This is a genomic window from Arsenophonus sp. (assembly GCA_031446085.1).
Taxonomy (GTDB): Bacteria; Pseudomonadota; Gammaproteobacteria; order Enterobacterales; family Enterobacteriaceae.
The window spans coordinates 143,063-163,581 of sequence record CP132901.1 but is presented as its reverse complement, the minus strand read 5'-3'; the positions used below and the strand labels follow the sequence as shown (position 1 = coordinate 163,581).

19 protein-coding genes, 2 tRNA genes and 1 pseudogene are annotated in these 20,519 nt (G+C 22.0%); 12 read left to right on the top strand and 10 right to left on the bottom strand.

Annotated features, from left to right (window positions below):
• The first annotated feature begins 12 nt into the window (after positions 1-12).
• Positions 13-1,178 (top strand): annotated as a pseudogene (locus RA161_00790) (nucleotide sugar dehydrogenase).
• Positions 1,179-1,193: 15 nt separating this feature from the next.
• On the opposite strand, the gene glnS reads toward RA161_00790, so the two are convergent.
• Both glnS and RA161_00780 read right to left on the bottom strand, forming a co-directional pair.
• Positions 1,194-2,849 carry a glutamine--tRNA ligase gene (glnS, locus tag RA161_00785; GenBank protein WMY97596.1) on the bottom strand — a complete coding sequence of 552 codons (1,656 nt, stop codon included), beginning with the start codon at positions 2,847-2,849 and terminating at the stop codon, positions 1,194-1,196.
• Positions 2,850-2,892: 43 nt separating this feature from the next.
• Entirely contained in the window at positions 2,893-3,552 is a 660-nt protein-coding gene (locus RA161_00780; GenBank protein ID WMY97595.1) for a YchE family NAAT transporter, read from the bottom strand.
• Between the two features lie 223 nt (positions 3,553-3,775).
• Between RA161_00780 and rlmB the strand changes: the two genes are divergently transcribed.
• The 3 genes from rlmB (at position 3,776) to lpxK (ending at position 7,396) form a co-directional block, all read left to right on the top strand.
• The gene (rlmB, locus tag RA161_00775) at positions 3,776-4,519 is read left to right on the top strand and encodes a 23S rRNA (guanosine(2251)-2'-O)-methyltransferase RlmB (protein ID WMY97594.1); all 744 of its coding nucleotides are present in this window, start codon (positions 3,776-3,778) and stop codon (positions 4,517-4,519) included.
• 142 nt (positions 4,520-4,661) lie between these two features.
• Positions 4,662-6,416, top strand: coding sequence for a lipid A ABC transporter ATP-binding protein/permease MsbA (gene msbA / locus RA161_00770; GenBank protein WMY97593.1), 1,755 nt, complete (start codon positions 4,662-4,664; stop codon positions 6,414-6,416).
• The gene (lpxK, locus tag RA161_00765) at positions 6,416-7,396 is read left to right on the top strand and encodes a tetraacyldisaccharide 4'-kinase (protein WMY97592.1); all 981 of its coding nucleotides are present in this window, start codon (positions 6,416-6,418) and stop codon (positions 7,394-7,396) included. Before msbA ends, lpxK begins: the two co-directional genes overlap by 1 nt.
• A 49-nt stretch (positions 7,397-7,445) precedes the next feature.
• Here lpxK and tsaB read toward each other — a convergent pair whose 3' ends face one another.
• Together tsaB and coaD are read right to left on the bottom strand one after the other, a co-directional pair.
• Entirely contained in the window at positions 7,446-8,108 is a 663-nt protein-coding gene (gene tsaB, locus RA161_00760; GenBank protein WMY97591.1) for a tRNA (adenosine(37)-N6)-threonylcarbamoyltransferase complex dimerization subunit type 1 TsaB, read from the bottom strand.
• A 43-nt stretch (positions 8,109-8,151) separates the two neighbouring features.
• Positions 8,152-8,625, bottom strand: a complete 474-nt coding sequence (gene coaD, locus RA161_00755) for a pantetheine-phosphate adenylyltransferase (GenBank protein WMY97590.1) — start codon at positions 8,623-8,625, stop codon at positions 8,152-8,154.
• Positions 8,626-8,788: 163 nt separating this feature from the next.
• Here coaD and RA161_00750 point away from each other — a divergent pair, with 163 nt between their 5' ends.
• The 3 genes from RA161_00750 to RA161_00740 all read left to right on the top strand — a co-directional run bounded on the left by RA161_00750 (position 8,789) and on the right by RA161_00740 (position 10,133).
• A complete protein-coding gene (locus tag RA161_00750) occupies positions 8,789-9,373 on the top strand; it encodes a 5-formyltetrahydrofolate cyclo-ligase (protein ID WMY97589.1) in 585 nt (194 codons plus the stop codon).
• Between the two features lie 55 nt (positions 9,374-9,428).
• Positions 9,429-9,980: an oligoribonuclease gene (orn, locus tag RA161_00745; GenBank protein ID WMY97588.1), complete on the top strand. Its 552-nt coding sequence runs from the start codon at positions 9,429-9,431 to the stop codon at positions 9,978-9,980.
• 80 nt (positions 9,981-10,060) lie between these two features.
• Positions 10,061-10,133: transfer RNA gene (locus RA161_00740), tRNA-Gly, on the top strand.
• A 45-nt stretch (positions 10,134-10,178) separates the two neighbouring features.
• On the opposite strand, the gene sspA is transcribed toward RA161_00740, so the two are convergent.
• The 5 genes from sspA to RA161_00715 all read right to left on the bottom strand — a co-directional run bounded on the left by sspA (position 10,179) and on the right by RA161_00715 (position 12,532).
• A complete protein-coding gene (gene sspA / locus RA161_00735; protein WMY97587.1) occupies positions 10,179-10,841 on the bottom strand; it encodes a stringent starvation protein SspA in 663 nt (220 codons plus the stop codon).
• A 253-nt stretch (positions 10,842-11,094) separates the two neighbouring features.
• Complete coding sequence (gene rpsI / locus RA161_00730) at positions 11,095-11,493, bottom strand: 30S ribosomal protein S9 (protein ID WMY97586.1); 399 nt, start codon at positions 11,491-11,493, stop codon at positions 11,095-11,097.
• 2 nt (positions 11,494-11,495) lie between these two features.
• Positions 11,496-11,924 carry a 50S ribosomal protein L13 gene (rplM, locus tag RA161_00725; GenBank protein WMY97585.1) on the bottom strand — a complete coding sequence of 143 codons (429 nt, stop codon included), beginning with the start codon at positions 11,922-11,924 and terminating at the stop codon, positions 11,496-11,498.
• Positions 11,925-12,039: 115 nt separating this feature from the next.
• A tRNA-Ser gene (locus RA161_00720) sits at positions 12,040-12,124 on the bottom strand.
• Positions 12,125-12,166: 42 nt separating this feature from the next.
• Entirely contained in the window at positions 12,167-12,532 is a 366-nt protein-coding gene (locus RA161_00715) for a phospholipase D-like domain-containing protein (protein ID WMY97747.1), read from the bottom strand.
• Between the two features lie 401 nt (positions 12,533-12,933).
• Between RA161_00715 and RA161_00710 the strand changes: the two genes are divergently transcribed.
• The 4 genes from RA161_00710 (at position 12,934) to RA161_00695 (ending at position 17,383) form a co-directional block, all read left to right on the top strand.
• The gene (locus RA161_00710; GenBank protein ID WMY97584.1) at positions 12,934-13,449 is read left to right on the top strand and encodes a DedA family protein; all 516 of its coding nucleotides are present in this window, start codon (positions 12,934-12,936) and stop codon (positions 13,447-13,449) included.
• A 59-nt stretch (positions 13,450-13,508) separates the two neighbouring features.
• Entirely contained in the window at positions 13,509-14,837 is a 1,329-nt protein-coding gene (rmuC, locus tag RA161_00705; protein ID WMY97583.1) for a DNA recombination protein RmuC, read from the top strand.
• Between the two features lie 39 nt (positions 14,838-14,876).
• Positions 14,877-15,617, top strand: coding sequence for a bifunctional demethylmenaquinone methyltransferase/2-methoxy-6-polyprenyl-1,4-benzoquinol methylase UbiE (ubiE, locus tag RA161_00700; GenBank protein ID WMY97582.1), 741 nt, complete (start codon positions 14,877-14,879; stop codon positions 15,615-15,617).
• A gap of 113 nt (positions 15,618-15,730) precedes the next feature.
• Entirely contained in the window at positions 15,731-17,383 is a 1,653-nt protein-coding gene (locus RA161_00695; protein WMY97581.1) for an AarF/UbiB family protein, read from the top strand.
• Between the two features lie 18 nt (positions 17,384-17,401).
• On the opposite strand, the gene ubiD is transcribed toward RA161_00695, so the two are convergent.
• Positions 17,402-18,868 carry a 4-hydroxy-3-polyprenylbenzoate decarboxylase gene (gene ubiD, locus RA161_00690; GenBank protein WMY97580.1) on the bottom strand — a complete coding sequence of 489 codons (1,467 nt, stop codon included), beginning with the start codon at positions 18,866-18,868 and terminating at the stop codon, positions 17,402-17,404.
• 171 nt (positions 18,869-19,039) lie between these two features.
• Here ubiD and RA161_00685 point away from each other — a divergent pair, with 171 nt between their 5' ends.
• Positions 19,040-20,494 carry a TrkH family potassium uptake protein gene (locus tag RA161_00685; GenBank protein WMY97579.1) on the top strand — a complete coding sequence of 485 codons (1,455 nt, stop codon included), beginning with the start codon at positions 19,040-19,042 and terminating at the stop codon, positions 20,492-20,494.
• The last annotated feature ends 25 nt before the right edge of the window (positions 20,495-20,519 follow it).

Genomic DNA, 20,519 nt, shown 5'->3' with positions numbered 1-20,519 from the left:
AGTAAAAATTTTATGAAAATTACAATTGTTGGAATGGGATACGTAGGATTATCTAATGCTTTATTGTTAGCACAACACAATCAAGTTATTGGATATGATATTGATCATAAAAAAATATCTTTATTGAAAAAAAAAATATCTCCGATTAAAGATAAAGAAATTAGCTATTTTCTAAAATATAAAAAAATTAACTTTTCAGTAACAAAAAATAAAATAAAAGCATATAAAAATTCCAAATTTATTATTATATCTGTACCTACTGACTACAATAAAAAAAAAAAAAAATGGATACTCAAATAGTAAAATCAGTCATTCATGATATTAAAAAAATCAACATAAATAGCGTTATTATTATCAGATCTACTATGCCTATTGGTTTTTCAATAAAATTTTCTAAGACAAATAACTATAAAAACATTATTTATGTTCCAGAATTTTTAAGAGAAGGCAAAGCCTTATATGATAATCTTTATCCATCACGTATTATTATTGGATCAACGTCTAAACAAGCTAAAATATTTTCGAAAATTTTATTAAAAAGTATATTTAAAAAAAATATTTCTGTTTTATTTACTAATTCTTCGGAAGCTGAAGCAATTAAATTGTTTTCTAATGCTTATTTAGCTATGAGGATATCATTTTTTAATGAATTAGATTCATACACTATAAAAAATAAATCAATAAATGCAAAAAAAATAATTCATGGAATATGTTTAGATTCGAGAATAGGCAATTATTATAATAATCCATCTTTTGGATTCGGAGGATACTGTTTACCTAAAGATACTCAACAACTAATCATGCATTTTAAAAATATTCCAAATGTTTTGATAAATTCTATTATAAAATCTAATAATAAAAGAATTAACTTGATTGCGGATCAAATTATTAAAAATAAAATAAAAGTAATTGGAATTTATAAACTATCGATGAAATATAAATCAGATAATTATAGATCTTCAGCTATATTAAAAATCATAAAAAAAATACAATATCAAAAAATAAAAATTCTAATTTATGAACCAATGTTAAATAAAAAAATATTTAATTGCATTAAAATAAATAATTTAAATATTTTTAAAAAAAACAGTGAAATTATATTAACAGATAGGTTTTATGAAGAATTAAAAGACGTAAAAAATAAAATTTACACTCGTGATATTTTTATTTATTCTTAAACTAAGATATTTAATTTATTTTTTCCATTTTTTCTTTAATGAAACAATACGATTAAATACAAGATGATTTTTTCTATGATCATAAATATCAGCACAAAAATATCCTTCTCTTTCAAATTGAAATTTATTTCCTTTTTTTGATTTCAATAAACTACGTTCAACTAATCCTTGACGAATAATCAAAGAATTAGGATTAATTAATGATGAAAAATTTTTAAATTTTTCTGGATTAGATACAGAAAACAATCGATTATATAATCTAATTTCTGCTTTAACAGCATCTAATTGACTTATCCAATGTATAACTCCTTTGACTACTCTTCCATCAAATGGTTTTCTATTCAAAGTATTTTTATCATAAGTACAATAGATGGTAGTAATATTTCCATTTTTATCTTTTTCGATGTAATTTGCACGAATAATATATGAATATCGTAATCGTACTTCTCCTCCTAAAAATAAACCATAATAATTTTGATATTTTTTTTCAGAAAAATCATTACGATCAATATATAATTCTCGAGTAAATTGAAGACACCTTATACCCATTTTAGGTTGATTAGGATGATTATAAACACTAATAATTTTTTTTGTTTTAAACATATTTTCAATTACTAATTTAACAGGATTTAAAACAGCCATAACTCTTGGTGTATTTTTGTCTAAATCATTTCTAATACAAGATTCTAATGTTTCCATATTTATCAAACTATTTTGTTTGGATACGCCAATAATATTACAAAATTGACGAATAGAATTTGCTGTATATCCTCGTCTTCTTAATCCAGATATTGTGAGTAATCTAGGATCATCCCAATTTTTAACAACTTTATTTTTGATTAATAAATTTAATTTTCGTTTTGATAGAATTGTATATTCTATATTTAAACGAGCATATTCATATTGTTTAGGATAACTATTAACAGTAATATTTTTTAGTATCCAATTATATAATCGACGATTATCTTGAAATTCTAAAGTACAAATAGAATGTGTAATACCTTCTATAGCATCTGAAATACAATGAGCAAAATCATACATAGGATAAATACACCACTTTCTATGTAATTTTTGATGTGTTACATGTTTTATTCTATACAAAACTGGATCACGCATAATCATAAATGGAGATGACATATCTATCTTAGCTCTTAAACACATTTCTCCTTCTTGATAATATCCTTGTTTCATTCTTTGAAATAAATTTAAATTCTCATTAATTTTTCTATTACGATATGGACTTTCTATTCCACCTGTCTTTAATGTACCTCTATATTTCTTTAATTCTTGATCAGATAATTCATCAACATATGCTAATCCCTTCTGTATTAATTCAATAGCATATAAATATATTCTATCAAAATAATCTGAAGAATATTTAACTTTATCGTTCCATTTAAAACCCAACCATTTTATATCTTTTAATATAGAGTGCACATATTTTATATTTTCTTTTTTTGGATTAGTATCATCTAGACGAAGATAACATTTACCATTATAATAATTTGCAATACCAAAATTTAAACATATAGATTTTGCATGACCAATATGTAAATAACCACTAGGTTCTGGAGGAAATCTTGTTTTAATTTTTTTATAATTACCTATTTTTAAATCTTTATAAATAATTTGATTAATAAAATTTTTTTTATTAAAATAATTTATCTTCATTTTTATAAAATTAATTGTTTCAATTGATTTAAAAAATAACCTCTTATACTGAAACTAAAAGACCTTCTTTAACTCCAACCATAATAAATTCTATTCCTAATGTAATTAATAATAAACCCATAATTCGAGTCATAACCTTAATTCCAGTTTTTCCTAAATACTTACTAAAAAAAACAGATGAACGAAAAAATAACCAACAACAAAAAGAAAAAAAAATACTTGTTAAACATAATCCTATAATATTTTTAAAATTATACCAATTAGAAGACCAAATAATACAAGAAGTAATTGCACCAGGTCCAGCCATTAATGGTAATGCTAAAGGTACTATGGCAATATTTTCATGATTTAAATTTTTATATTTTTCTTTATTTTCATTTCTTTTAATATAGTTTTTTTTCTTTTTAATATCATCAAGTATCATAGGAATCGCAATAATTATTATACATAATCCACCAGAAATTCTAAATGCATTAATTGATATTGAAAACAAATTTAAAAATGATTCACCAAAAATTAAAGAAATACATAAAATAATACTAACTGTAACGTTAGTAATCAAATTAGTATGATTTCTATCTTTGATAGACTGATGATTACTCATAGTGATGAATACAGGCATCACTCCTATTGGATTTATTATGATAAAAAGAATCAAAAAAAAATTAATATAATTAGAAAAATTTAATAAATTTTCTGACACAATTAGTTATCCTCAATAATAGTGTTGAATCAAAATTTTTTTGTTTTTTTTAAAAAAAACAAATTAACTTAGTATAACATTAAAAAAAATCTTGAATATGAAAAATATAATTCATTATGAAAATATTTTTATATTTAAAATATAATGTTAAAAAACTTTCACCATATAAAATATAAATGTATACTTAAATATCTAACAGATAATTTAATAATCTTTTTAAAACATGCATCAAATAATATATGGAATTCACACAATTGAAGAAATAATTAGATTTAATCCAATAAAAATAAAACAATTATATATCAAAAAAGGAAAATTAAACAAACGATTAATTTCAATCATTAATAAATTAAAAAATTTAGATATTAAAATACAATTTGCAAATAAAAAATGGATGGACTCATCTACTAATAATGCAGTACATCAGGGTATAATAGCATATATTAATAAAAATAAAGAATATCAAATTTCTGATATTGACCAAATCATTAAAAAAAAACAAAATCCATTTTTGCTAATTTTAAATAAAATAGTAGATCCATATAATTTAGGTGCATGTTTAAGAAGTGCTAACGCAGCTAATGTAGATATTGTATTTATTACTAAAAAAAAATCTGCTCCATTGAATGAAACAGTCAGAAAAACTTCATCAGGATCTATAGATTATTTAAAAATAATTAAAGTAACAAATACTATTAATTTAATCAAATTATTAAAAAAAAAAAATATAACAATTATTGGTACTGATAGTGCTCAAAAAAATAAAAATATATATTCCAGTAATTTTAAAAAACCACTAGCATTAATCGTAGGTTCAGAAAATCTAGGAATTAGCAAAGAAATTAAAAAAAATTGTGATACAATAATTAAAATTCCTATACTGGGTAATATACAATCATTAAATGTTTCAGTAACCACTGGAATTTTTTTATTTGAAATAATACGACAAAGATTATTTACAAAATAACTAAAAAAATATTAAAATAAACGTCTATTTTTTTTAATTTAAAAAAATTTAAATATAAAAATATAAAAAATTAATATAATAAACCTATTATATTAATTTTGGATCTATCAACAACAATCACATAATATATAAATTATCTGTAATGACAAATCATAATAAAGAAGAATGTTCAACTTGGAAAACCTTTTGTCGTTTATGGCCACTAATTTCTCCACATAAATTAGGATTATCTATATCTATAATGACTTTAGTAATACATGCTGGTATCGATGCATTAATGATTTCATTATTAAAACCGCTATTAGATGATGGATTTGGAAAAACAAATCATCAAACATTAAAATTTTTATCAATGATTATCTTAATTTTAATTTTTATAAGAGGAGTATCAAGCTTTATAGCTAATTATTCAATGGCTTCAGTATCTAGTAAAGTAGTGATGAAAATGAGAAAATTATTATTTATTCATATCATGGGTATGCCTGTATCATTTTTTGACATGCAACCAACTGGTAATTTATTATCTCATATCACATATGATTCAGAACAAATTGCTGCTTCCTCTTCAAGTGCATTAATTACTATTATTAGAGAAACTGCCTATATTATAGGTTTATTTTCATTAATGTTTTATTATAGCTGGAAATTATCGTTAATGTTGATTATTTTTACTCCAACTGTAATATTTAGTATTCAAGTCATTTCAAAACGTTTCAGAATAATTAGTAAAAATATACAATCTGGGATGGGTGGCGTTAATTCAGCGACAGAACAAATGTTAAAGGGACATAAAGAAGTATTAATTTTTGGTGGACAAAAAATTGAAACAAAAAGATTTAAAAAAGTAAATAATTATATCAGAAAACAAACAATGAAACTAATAACTGTTTCTTCTATTGCTGATCCACTAATTCAATTTATTGCCTCTTTTGTATTAGCAATAATACTATACGTTTCTAGTTTACCAGAAATGATTAATACTTTAACTGCTGGAACTGTTGGAGTAGTATTTTCATCTATGTTTGCTTTAATGCGTCCATTAAAATTATTAACTTCTGTTAATACACAGTTTCAAAAAGGTATGGCAGCATGTCAAACATTATTTAGTATTTTAGATATGAAACAAGAAATAGATCAAGGGACTCTAAAACTTAAAAAAGTTAGAGGATTTATTGAATTTAAAAATGTAACTTTTACATATCCAAATAGAAAATACTATGTTTTACGTGATATATCTTTTAAAATTGATGCTGGAAAGTCAGTTGCTTTAATTGGTAAATCAGGATCAGGAAAAACAACTATTGCTAATCTAATTATTAGATTTTATAATATCAGTAGAGGACGTATTTTTATAGACAATCAAAATATATATGATTATCAATTAAAATCATTAAGAAGACAAATTGCATTAGTATCTCAAAATGTTTATTTGTTTAATGATACTATAGCAAATAATATTGCATATGCTACAAATAATGAGAATTATAGTAGAAAAATTATTGAAAAAGCAGCAGAAATGGCTTATGCAATGGATTTTATAGAAAAATTTACCCATGGATTAGATACTATGATTGGAGAAAACGGTGTAATGTTGTCTGGAGGACAACGACAAAGAATTGCAATAGCCAGAGCATTATTACATAATGCCTCAATATTAATTTTTGATGAAGCAACTTCTGCACTTGATAACGAATCCGAAAAAGAAATTCAATCTACTTTAAATAAATTAAAAAAAAACAGAACATCAATTATTATAGCTCATCGTTTATCTACAATTAGAAGTGTAGATCAAATTTTAGTGATTCAAGAAGGTAAAATAATAGAAAAAGGTAATCATGATTCTTTACTAAGAAATAACGGAGCATATACAAAACTTTGTAATATACAAATCAAATAATGATAACAAAAATATATTTTAGTACTTCATATTTAAATTTACTTTTAATTCCCATATCTTTTTTTTATATTATTATAGTGCATATAAGATATATTATATATTATTTTAATATATTACCAATTTGGAAAGCACCAATTCCGATTATTATAGTTGGAAATATTACAATTGGTGGCACTGGAAAAACACCAGTTGTTATTTGGTTAGTTAAAAAATTATTAAAAAAAGGATATAAAGTTGGTGTCATTTCGAGAGGTTATAAAAGTAAATCAAAAACCTATCCATTATTAATTGATACTTATATTGATACTAAAATTATTGGAGATGAAGCAGCTTTAATATATAGAAAAACTGGGGTTCCGATTGCAATAGCTCCTAAAAGAATAGAAGCCGTTAAAATATTATTAAAATTTAAAAAATTAGATATTATAATTAGTGATGATGGTTTACAACACTACTCGTTATATAGGAACTATGAAATCATAGTCATTGATGGCACAAGAAGATTTGGAAATAATCTATTTTTACCAGCAGGTCCACTACGTGAATGTCAATATAGACTGAAAACTGTTAATGCTATAATTGTTAATGGAGGAATGCCTAAAAAAGGCGAATTTTCAATGCATTTAAATGGAAAAATCGCAATTAATATGCTAACTAAAAAAAAAATTGTCGTTAACAAATTAAAAAAAGTAGTAGCTATTGCAGGAATTGGAAATCCAAATCGTTTCTTTTTAAATCTTAATCTATTAAATGTAGACATTATTAAAACTTATTCATTTATAGACCATAAAGATTATAAGTACTCTCATCTTAAAAAAATTGTAAATAAAAAAGAAACACTTTTAATGACAGAAAAAGATGCAGTGAAATGTTTTAATTTTGCAAAAAAAAATTGGTGGTATCTTCCTGTATATGCAAAAATTGAAAAAAATGGATCTAATATCATTTTAAATGATATAGAAAAAATATTAAATTCATAGAAAAAAATTTAACTTTTTTTAATAATTTGATTTTTTTATTAATTTATTTTTATAAATAATTTAAAAAAATGTCTTTAAGAAAAGTAATTTTTTTCTTTTTCCAAAATTGTATTGCAATTGGTATCATATCACATGCATTAATAAAAATTATATTACTTACTAAAAATCTAGAAGAATTATTTTTTAATATAGAATATTTACTCCATGCATCACCAGCAATAGCCCATGTACCTCTGAGATATTTAATTTTCTCTATAAAATTCTCTGGCTTTAATTTAATTTCTGTATTTGATCCAGACCAATAATTATTACTATTTAATTTATAACAAGCAGTATAAATTTCTCCCATTTTTGCATCAATTGCGACTATAACATTTTTAATACCTATTTTTTGATATACACTTTGTGCTAAAGTTAATAAAGAAGAAATATTAATTAATGAAAAAGAAGAATAAGAAAAGGCAAAACCTTGTGCAATAGCAACAGAAATTCTTACACTAGAAAAATTTCCTGGACCAGAACTAAAAGCTATGATATGAATATCTTGCAATGTAATTTTTGCATCTAATAAACATTTTTTTATCATTGGAAATATTTTTTTAATATGTTCTTGAGGAGAAAATAAAATATTTTTAAATATTTTATTTTGATGTAAAATTGCAACAGAAGTATGATCAATACTAGTATCAAAAGCTAATATATTTAAATTCATAATACTACCATTCAAAAAATACTATTAAATATTATAAAAATAACTATTTTTTTAAAATTTCTTTTATAATTTCTTTTGGTAAAAAATGATCAATTTCACCTTTTTTGATAATTATTTCTCTAATTAAAGAAGAAGAAATAAAAGAAAATTGTGGAGAAGATATAAAAAAAATTGTTTCTAAATTATAATAGAGTACTTTATTCATACAAGATAATTGGTATTCATATTGTAAATCTGTAGAAAAACGTATGGATCTTATTAAGATATTTGATTGATTTTCTTTTGCAAATTGAATAGTCAATCCTGAAAAACTTTTAATTTCTACATTTTTAAACGATTTTAAAACTTTTTTTATTAAAAAAACTCTTTCTTCTAAAGTAAACATAGTTTTTTTTTTTATATTATTAGAAACTCCAACAATTAATTGATCAAAAATTAAAGATGCACGTTTAATAATATCTAAATGTCCATAAGTAATCGGATCAAATGTACCAGGATAAATTGCTTTTTTTTTCATATATTTCTTGTTTTTTAAATAAAAAAGTTTTTATATTTATAATTTTTTTTAGTTTCAGATATACTACAATAATAGTAGACATATAATCATATTAAATCAAAAAATTTAATTTATAAATAAATATTTTTATAAAAAATTGTAAAATTTGTTATTGAATAATTCAATGAAATTTAAAAAAATAGAAAAAAAAAAACAAAAAATTAGAATCTTATTTAGAAAATATAGAAAAAATTTAACAAATGATCAAAAAAAAATAGAAGAAAAAAATATTATAAAAAAAATTATTAAACATAAATTAATTCAATCTTCAAAAAATATTGGTTGTTTTATGTCTTTTGATGGAGAAATTCCAACAAATAATTTAATAAGAATTTTAAAAAAAAATATTTATTTACCTAGTATTAATCCTTACAATCAATTATATTTTCTAAAATATAATAAAAAAATAACTTTCAAAAAAAATATTTTCAATATTAAAGAAATACCTTATAATAAAGGTAAAATAATTTCAATAAAAAAACTAGATGTTGTTTTTGTCCCTATAGTTGCTTTTGATAAAAGAGGATACAGATTAGGAATGGGTGGTGGATTTTACGATAAATTATTATTAAATTGGAAAGAAAAAAATTTTTATCCCATTGGATTAACATATGATTTTTCTTTTATTGAAAAATTGCCAACAACAGCATGGGATATTCCTTTACCTGAAATTATTACTCCAACAAATATATGGAGTTGGAAATATTAATTTAAATTAATATATAACTAGGTTTTTTAATTCTTTAACTATATAAAATATATACATGAATATTCTTAATAAGAAAAATTTAATTTGGATTGATTTGGAAATGACTGGACTCAACCCTGAAAAAGACAAAATTATTGAAATAGCAACAATTATCACTAATAAATATCTAGAAATATTAGAAAAAGGACCAACAATTGCAATTTATCAATCAAAAAAACAATTATCATTAATGGATAATTGGAATAAAAAAATTCATAATGAAACAGGGTTAATAAATAGAGTTGAAAACAGTCAATATAATGAACAAAAAGCAGAACAAAAAACAATAAATTTTTTAAAAAAATGGGTACCAAAAGGATTTTCTCCAATTTGTGGAAATAGTATAGCTCAGGATCGTCGTTTTTTGTTTAAATATATGCCAAAATTAGAAAAATATTTTCATTATAGATACATAGATGTAAGTACTTTAAAAGGATTAGTTAGACTTTGGAAACCAGAATTATTAAAAAAATTTTCAAAAAAAAACACTCACCAAGCATTAATTGATGTAGAGTATTCTATTAAAGAATTAATATTCTACAAAAATAACTTTATTCAAATAAAATAAAAAATAATTAAATTAATTATATACAGAATATTGACTTTTTAGTAAGATACTATCTGGATAGTACCCTTATACTATTTTGTGCGGGAATAGCTCAGTAGGTAGAGCACGACCTTGCCAAGGTCGGGGTCGCGAGTTCAAATCTCGTTTCCCGCTCAATAAAATAAAAAAACTAGCATAGTTTGATATAACAATATTATGCTAGTTTTTATATGTTATATTATTTTTTTTATTAAAAAATTGCATTTCATATTCAGATTCTGTTAAAGAAGTAATAAAAGAATTACGTTGAAATATACGATTCATATAAAAAATAATGTCTTTAGTATTTTCATTTTCTTGAATATTAACCTTTAATAAAGGTAATCTCCATAATAATGGAGCTAAATAGCAATCAACTAGACTAAATTCTTGACTCATAAAAAAAGGCATTTCTTTAAATATTTCTGAAATCGATAATAATTCTTTTTTTAATTTTTTAGATGCAAAATTAGAATTTAAATCTTTCTTATCTATTTTAGATATTAAAGAATATAAATTTCTTTGTATATGATACATCATTAAACGACTGCTACCACGAGCTACAGGATAAACAGGCATTAAAGGTGGATGTGGAAAACGTTCATCTAAATATTCCATAATTATTCTAGAATCATATAATATTAATTCTCTGTCTACTAACGTAGGAATTGTTCTATAAGGATTTATTTTAATAAAATATTGGGGTAGATTTTTAAAATCTATATTTTCTATTTCTACACTAATTCCTTTTTCAGCTAAAACAATACGTACTTGATGACTATAAATGTCTGTTTCTCCTGAAAATAATGTTATAATTGAATGTTTATTACTCATAATAGACATAAAATACTCCGTTTAAAAATGTTTTAGCAATATATCATCTTTTATTTTTAAAAAAATTGATATTTATCAATATCATCAATAAAAAAATATTTTCAATGTAATAGATATACTCTTTGTTCAAGAGATATTAAGGTAGGATTTTAAATAGTTATATTTAAAATAAAAAAATAAATCTAAAAACCTACCTCTTATTAAGAGGTAGGTTTAATTAAACCTAATAAAATGAATATTTATCTTTAAAAAACTACTATATTTAACGCTTAGAATATTGTGGTCTACAACGTGCTTTTCTTAAACCTACTTTTTTACGTTCGACTATACGAGAATCACGAGTAATTAATCCTAATTTTCTTAAAATTGCACGAAAAGACTCATTATATTTTAATAATGCTCGTGTAATTCCATGTCTAATAGCATCAACTTGTCCTGAAATACCACCACCTTTTACAGTAATATATAAATCAAACGATTCTAACATTTTTACTATTTTTAAAGGTTGTTTAATTAAACAATGTGATGTTTTTCTTCGAAAATAAATATCTAATTTTTTCTTATTTATTATTAAATTTCCAACACCTTTTTTTAAAAAAACACGAGCAGATGCACTTTTTCTTCGTCCAGTTGCATAATAATAGGTATTATTGTTATTCATTTCTAAATCTCAAGAAATTTTGGTTTTTGTGCATTATGAAAATGTCTATCATCAGAATAAATTTTTAATTTACGATATATTATTCTTCCAAGTGGACCTTTTGGCAACATACCTTTAATGGAATGTTGAAGAATATATTCAGGATTTTTTGAAATAACTTCATTAAATTTTCTTTTTTTTAATCCACCAACATAACCACTATGCCTATAATATATTTTTTTTATTTTTTTTTTACCTGTCAAAACAATTTTTTTCGCGTTAATAATAATAATAAAATCACCAACATCTACATGAGGAGTATATTCAACTTTATGTTTACCTTTTAAATAATGTACTACTTTAGAACTTAAATAACCTAATTTTTTTTTTTCAGCATCAATAATATACCAATTTCTAGTTATATTTTCTAGTTTAGCATTAAAAGTTTTCATTTATATATTCCAACATACATAAAAATATATTTATATAATAGGCGATTTATATAATAAATGCGAATACTATTTCATAGTAAATAAATTGTTTTATAAATAAACATATCACAAACTTCGGAGGAGGAGAGATTCGAACTCTCGAATAGTTTACTATTGGTGGTTTTCAAGACCACTGCCTTCAGCCACTCGGCCACTCCTCCAAATTGAATAAAAAACAAAATTATCAATAAAAAATATTTAACTTAAAAAAATAAATAAGATTCATTCCATAATCGATAAAATTCTTTTAAATAATTTTTAGAAACATAAAAATTATTTCTAATATATATTACATTTTCCGCATTACGTAAATGAGCATTATATGTATAATTAAATGATCCAGTAACTATTGTTTTTCCGTCAACAATCAAAAATTTATTATGCATAATACTATATTTTTTACATATTTTTACAAATACACCATTTTTTTTTAAAAATTTTAAAATAGAAGAATAATTTTTACTATTTTTATAATCAACAATAACATTAACAAGAACTCCTCTTTCTTTTGCCTTAATTAACTCTGATGCAATTGAATAATTTGTAAAAGTATATGTTGCAAGATTAATTGATTTTAATGAAGATTGAATAGATCTAACAATTATTTTTTTTGCTGAACCTCCTGGGGAAAAACCTACTTCTATTTTTGTAGAAAAAATAGAATTTATGCATAAATAAATAATAAAAATAAATAAAAAAAATAATGCTTTTTTTTCTTTTTTAAAAAAAAAACATATAATATATACCTAATATTCTAAAATTAAAAAAATTTATATATTTATCACATAAAAATAAATATATTTCAATATAAAAATAAAATTAATAGTATATTGTTTCTACATATATCACATTTATAGAAGTAACCATATAGTTTGGTTTTAATAATTAAAATATAATATTAGGAATATATATACAACAAAAAACATGTTATAAAATATACATTTAAAATATACAATTATTTTTAACTTTAATGATTTCAATAACTTTTAACTATATTCTGAAACTAGCTAATACATATCAAAATTTAATAATATTTTTTGTATTTATATTATCTTTTCTAGAATCATTAGCAATTATTTCATTAATATTACCATCTACACTGATACTCATAAGTATCAGTGTTTTAATTAATAATAATGGAGTTGCCTTTTTTCCAATTTGGTTTGCAACTGTCATAGGAGCTTTTTTAGGAGATTGGTTATCATACTGGATTGGATATCATTACAAAAAAAAAATAATTTTAATATGGAATAAATTTTTTTCAGAATCCTTTTTTAAAAAAGGATATCTTTTTTTTAATCGTTGGGGTAAATATAGTATATTTATCGGTAGATTCTTTGGGCCATTTAGAGCAATTATACCAATGATTGCAGGTATTTATACAATGCCTAAACATTTTTTTCAAATCTTTAATTTATTATCTGCAATGATATGGGCATTAATTATTTTAACTCCAGGATCTTTTTTAACTCATTTAATCATGTAATTAATCAATTTTTATTTTTATAAAATTCTTATAAATACTTATTTAAAGGTATAAAAAAATTGAATATTAATTCAATAAACATATTATTGTTAATACAATCTCTATTTTCAATTGCAATATTTTTTCTTCTTAAAAAAATAAAAAAACAAAAAATAAAAATACAAAAAATACATTTAATCAATGAAAACTATCAAAGAAATTATACAAAATATATAGAATTAGAAAAAAAATATATAAATATAAAAAAAGAACTAGAAATACAAAAAAAAAATAATATAAATAAAGAATTAGAATTAAAAGAAATTAAAACAAGATTAGAAGAAACTCGAAATTCTTTTAAAGAAAAAGAAGAATTATTAAAAAACAATGAAAATAAAATAAAAATACAATTTGAAAATTTAGCTAATCAAATATTTGAAAAAAATAACAATAAATATGTCAAAGAAAATGAAAAAAACTTAATACACTTGCTTATCCCATTTAGAGAACAATTAAGCAATTTTAAAAATCAAATATGTGAAAATTTTAATAAAGAAGAACATCAATATTATAAATTATCTTATGAAATTAATGAATTAAAAAAATTAAATAATAAAATTACTCAGGAAACTGTCAATTTAACAAAAGCATTGAAAGGAGACAATAAAATTCAAGGAACATGGGGTGAAACAATTTTATCTCGTATTTTAGAAAATTCAGGTTTAAGAAATGGACATGAATTTAAAACACAAGTAAATATTAATAGTCTTGATCGTCGTTCTCAACCAGATGTAATAATATATTTACCACAAAATAAAAATATTGTTATTGACTCTAAAATTTCTTTAAAAGCATATGAAAAATATTTCAATAGTGAAAACGAAGAAATAAAAAAACATGCATTGAAAGAACATATTTATTCAATTAAAAATCATATAAAAGAATTAGGTAAAAAAGATTATCAAGAATTACCAGGATTAAATACATTAGATTATGTATTAATGTTTATATCAATAGAATCAGCTTATTTATTAGCACTAAATGAAGCACCAGAACTAATTGATGAAGGATTAAAAAATAATATTTTATTAGTTTGTCCATCTACTTTATTGATTATAATTCGTACTATAAATAATTTATGGTGTTACGAAAATCAAAATCAAAATTCTAAAATTATTTCAGAACGTGCTTCAAAAATATATGATAAAATTAGATTATTAGTTGACGATATGCAAATCTTAGGGCAAACACTTAATAAAACGCAATTGCATTATCAATCAATTATTAAAAAATTAGCAGAAGGAAAAGGAAATCTAATTAATCAAACTGAAAATTTAAAAAAATTAGGGATTCGAATTAAACGTCCTATTAATTCAGAATTTTTAGATCAAATAATAAAGTCAAATTGATATTTTATTAAAATTAAACAAAAAATATTTTCTTAAAAAATGAAAAAAAAAATAGAAAAATTGAAAAAAATAAATAAAATACAAAAAAAAAAACTTGTTGATTCTGTTTTTAACTCGGTCGCTAAAAAATATGATTTCATGAATGATATTATGTCTTATGGATTACATAGAATATGGAAGCAATATACTATTAAACATATTGGAATTAAAAATAAAATGAAGATTTTAGATTTAGCAAGCGGTACAGGAGATCTAAGTATAAAAATCGCAAAAAAAATAGGAAAAAAAGGAAAAATTATATTAACTGACATTAATCAGATTATGTTAAATATAGGAAGAAAAAAATTAAGAAATTTAGGAATAATTAAAAATATATACTATATTCAAGCTAACGCAGAAAATTTACCATTTTGTTCAAATTATTTTGATTGTATAGTTTTATCTTTTGGATTACGTAATATTGTTAACCAAGAAAATGCATTGAAATCTATTTTTAGAATTTTAAAACCTGGAGGTAGATTATTAATATTAGAATTTTCTAAACCTACTTATTCACTTTTATCAAAAATATTTAATATTTATTCTTTTTATTTATTACCAATTCTCGGTAAAATTTTCGTTAATGATAGTAAAAGTTATCAATATCTTGCTGAATCTATTTATCTTCATCCTAATCAAAATATTTTAAAAAAAAAAATAATGTCAATTGGATTTCAAGAAGTATCATATATCAATATATTTGGAGGAATAGTAGCTTTGCATAAATGCTTCAAACTATAAAAAAAAATAATATATCTTTATTTATATAAAATCTGTTTATTTATAAAAAATATGATAATATTTCTATTATCATATTTTAAAAGAATATATAAAAATATCATTTAGGATGATAATTGAAAAAAAAAGAAATTAAAAGATTTTTATTTATTATTAAAACAATTTGTTACTATAGACTAAACAAATTTATTCCAAAAAAAAAAAATACTTTTTTATTAAGAATAATATGCAGTAGTTTTTTTTGGATTAAAAAGAAAAACATTACAAATTCTTTAGAAAAACGTTTATTTTTAGCATTAGAAAAATTAGGTCCTATTTGGATTAAATTAGGACAAATGCTTTCTACAAGAAAAGATCTTTTTTCTAAAAAAATGATCTTAAATTTAGAAAAATTACAAGATAAAGTTAATTATTTTGATGGTAGTTTAGCTAAAAAAAAAATTGAAAATTCATTCGGATATCCTATTGAAAAATATTTTGACGATTTTGATCAAAATCCATTAGCTTCTGCATCAATCTCACAAATTCATACTGCAAAATTAAAAAAAAATAATAAAAAAATTATTATTAAAATTATTAAACCTAATATCTTAAAAACAATAAAAATAGATATCAATTTGATGTATCTTTTTGCAAATTGGTTTAATTGGATATATTCAAAAAAAAAAATATATTTAAAAGATATTGTTTCAGAATATAAAAAAATTTTAATTAAAGAATTAAATTTACTTAATGAAGCATTTAATACAATTAAATTAAGAAATAATTTTAAAAACAGCAATATTTTATATATACCAAAAATTTATTTAAAACATTGTAGAAAAAATGTTATAGTGATGGAACGTATATATGGTATTCCAATTTCAAACATAAAAAAAATAAAAGAAGAAAAAATAAATTTGAAATTATTAGCAGAAAGAGGGGTAAAAATTTTTCTTATACAAGTTTTTTATAATAATTTTTTTCATGCTGATATGCATTCTGGAAATATTTTTGTTTCAAAAAGTAATCCTAATAATCCAAAATATATTGCAATAGATTGTGGAATTATAGGAACTTTAACTGAAAAAGATAAATTATATTTAGCAGAAAATTTTATTGCTTTTTTTAATCGTGACTACTATAAAATTGCTGAATTAAATATTACAAAAAGTTTAATTCCTTCAAATATTAATTTAGAGAATTTTGTTTCGTCTATTGAAAACATTTTTGATCCAATTTTTAAAAAATCATTTAAAGATATTTCATTTGGTTATATATTATTAAACTTATTTAAAATAGCAAATCATTTTAATATCAAAATTCAACCTCAATTATTTCTATTTCAAAAAACTCTAATCTATATAGAAGGTTTAGGCAAACAAATATATCCGGAATTAAATTTATGGAAAACTGCTAAACCATTTTTAGAAAAATGGCTAAATTTTGAATTTAGAAATCAAAATAAAATTAATACATATAATAAAAACTTTCTTTCATGGAACAAAAAAATTCCAGAAATTCCTAATTTTATTTATAATACATTAAAATATAATCAATATTTATGCCATAGTATAAATCATTTTTCATTTACTTATGTTAAAATTGAAAAAAATAAAACAAAAACTTATTTTTTTCTTACTATAAGTGTAGTAATGTTTTTTACTTCTATTTTTTCATACATATCTGCTTTGAAAACAATTTCAATTATATTTTTGATTTTAAGTTTAATTTTTCTAAAATATGCTTGGAAAGAAATTAAAAATTTAACATATTGTAATAACATTTAAAAAAATATTTATTAAATACTAAAAAATAGATAGTTTCTCCCAAATTTTATCAATTTTTTCTTTAATTTCTTTTTTCATTAAAATAGGTTCACCCCATTCACGTACTGTTTCTCCTGGAAGTTTATTAGTAGCATCTAATCCAATTTTTGATCCTAATCCAGAAAGAGGAGAAGCAAAATCTAAATAATCAATTGGTGTATTTTCAATAATTAAAACATCTCTCTTTGGATCTAATCTAGTACTAATAGCCCAAATAACATCTTTCCAATTTCGTGCATTGATATCTTCATCACAAACAATAATTATTTTAGTATACATAAATTGCTTCAAATAAGACCATATTCCCATCATAATATATTTCGCCTGACCAGGATATTGCTTTTTTATAGTAACAATTCCTAAACGATACGAACATCCTTCAGGAGGTAAATAAAAATCTAAAATTTCGGGATACTGTTTCTGTATAATTGGAACAAAGATCTCATTTAATACACTTCCTAAAATTGAAGGTTCATCTGGTGGACGTCCTGTATAAGTAGAGTGATAAATTGGTTTTTTTCTTTGTGTTATATGTGTAACTGTAAATACAGGAAATTTATCAACCATATTATAATAGCCAGTATGATCACCATATGGACCTTCATTAGCAACTTCATTAGGATTAATATATCCTTCTAAAATAATTTCAGAATTTACAGGAACTTCAAGATTATTAGAAATACATTTTACTACTTTTGAACGTGATCCTTTTAATAATCCTGCAAAAGAATATTCAGATAAATGATTTGGAATAGGAACAATTGCAGAAAAAATAACTGCTGGTTCTGCACCTAAAACAATAGATACTGGAAACGGTTTTAATGAATATTTTTTTTTCCATTGAATAAAATCTAATGCTCCTCCTCTATTTGGTAACCATCTAATAATAAGCTTATTTTTATTTAATAATTGTTGTCTATAAACTCCTAAATTATATCTTTTCATTTTAATATTTTCTGTAATTACAATACCCCATGTAATCAAAGGAGCTATATCTTTTGGCCAACAATGCATTATAGGTATATCAAAAAGATTAACTTCTTCAAATTTAAATATTTGCTCTTGACAAACAGCAGAATAAACTGTTTTAGTTGGCATATATAAAATTTGTTTAAATTTTGACCAATTATTAAAAAAATCACTAAAATTTTTAGGCGGTTTAGGTTCTTTCAAAAAAGCTAATAATTTACCAAATTCACTTAAAGAACTGAGATCAGGTTTGCCTATACTCATTAAAATTCTTTCAATATTACCAAATAAATTGCACAAAACTGGCATTGAAAATCCTTTTGGATTTTCAAATAATAAAGCGGGACCATTTTTTTTTAATGTTCTGTAAGATATTTCAGTCATTTCTAAAAATGGATCAACAGACAAATTAATCTTTTTTAATTTATTTTTTTTTTCCAAAAAAATAATAAATTTTCTTAAATCATATTTTTTCATATTACTCTAATATAGAATAAATACTATTTATGTAAATAGTATTTATTCTATTAATGAAATTATTATATAAAAATATTATATAATTGTCTAATTAAATAATTTCTAATATTATTAAATATAATAAAAAAATCATATTTATGCTTTTATAAGCAATATTTGGATAAATTATTTATGTATTTTCGAGCCATATTACGTATTATTGGTTTATTAATAGTATTATTTTCGATTACTATGATAATTCCTGCAATAATCTCCTTTATTTATCAAGATCAAGAAGGACATATTTTTATTAAAATATTTTTTATAATATTAATTGTCGGTTTATCACTTTGGGTTCCAAATAATAAAATTAAATATCAATTAAAACCTAAAGACGCTTGTCTAATAGTTACACTTTTTTGGATAGTACTAGGAACTATAGGATCCTTACCCTTTGCACTTTCTAATAATTTAAATTTAAATATTACTGATTCTTGTTTTGAATCGTTTTCTGGATTAACAACAACTGGTGCTACTAATTTAATTAATTTGGATTTATTACCGAAATCCATATTATTTTATAGACAAATGTTACAATGGTTAGGCGGAATGGGAATAATTGTTTTAGCTGTAACTATTTTACCTTTGTTAGGAATAGGGGAAGGCATACAATTATACCGTGCAGAAGTTTCAAGAACTATTAAAAAAAATAAAATGTTACCTAGAATTGCAGAAACTGCAAAAATATTATGGTTAATATACGTACTATTAACCATAGTTTGTACTTTTATTTTATGGATAGTTGGAATGGATTTATTTGATGCTATAACACATAGCTTTTCTACAATTTCTATTGGAGGATTTTCTACTCACGATAAAAATATCGGATATTTTAATAGTCCTATTATCAATATAGTGATTTCTATTTTTTTAATCATTTCTGGATCAAATTTTACTCTACATTTTTTATTATTATCAGGAGAAAAAATGAAAATTTATTGGAATGATCCAGAATTTCGTTTTTTTATTATATTTCAATTGATCTTAATAATTATTACTACAATTATTCTTGCATATTATTCTGTTTATAATTCTATATTAGAATCTTTAAATCATGCTTTGTTTCAGGTCATTTCATTAACAACAACAGCTGGATTTTCAACAGAACAATTTTCAAATTGGCCACTTTTTTTACCAACATTATTATTATCATCTTCTTTTATAGGAGGATGTGCGGGATCTACAGGTGGAGGAATGAAAGTAATCCGAATTTTATTATTATTTTTACAAAGTTCTATAGAACTAAAAAGAATAGTACATCCAAATGCTATTTATACAATTAAATTGGGAGATAAAGCAATACCAAAGCAAACAACTGAAGCAATATGGAGTTTTTTTTCAGCTTATTGTTTAATATTTTTTATCAGTTTTATACTACTTATTGGAACTGGAATAGATGAATTTTCTTCTTTTTCATCTGTTATAGCTACACTTAATAATCTTGGTCCTGGATTAGGAAGCGTTGCAGAAAACTTTAGTCATATTAATCCTATAGGAAAATGGATTTTAATTATTATCATGTTACTCGGACGATTAGAAATATTTACTCTACTCGTACTCTTTACTTCAACATTTTGGAAAAAATAATGCTATTATTTTATAAATAATAATT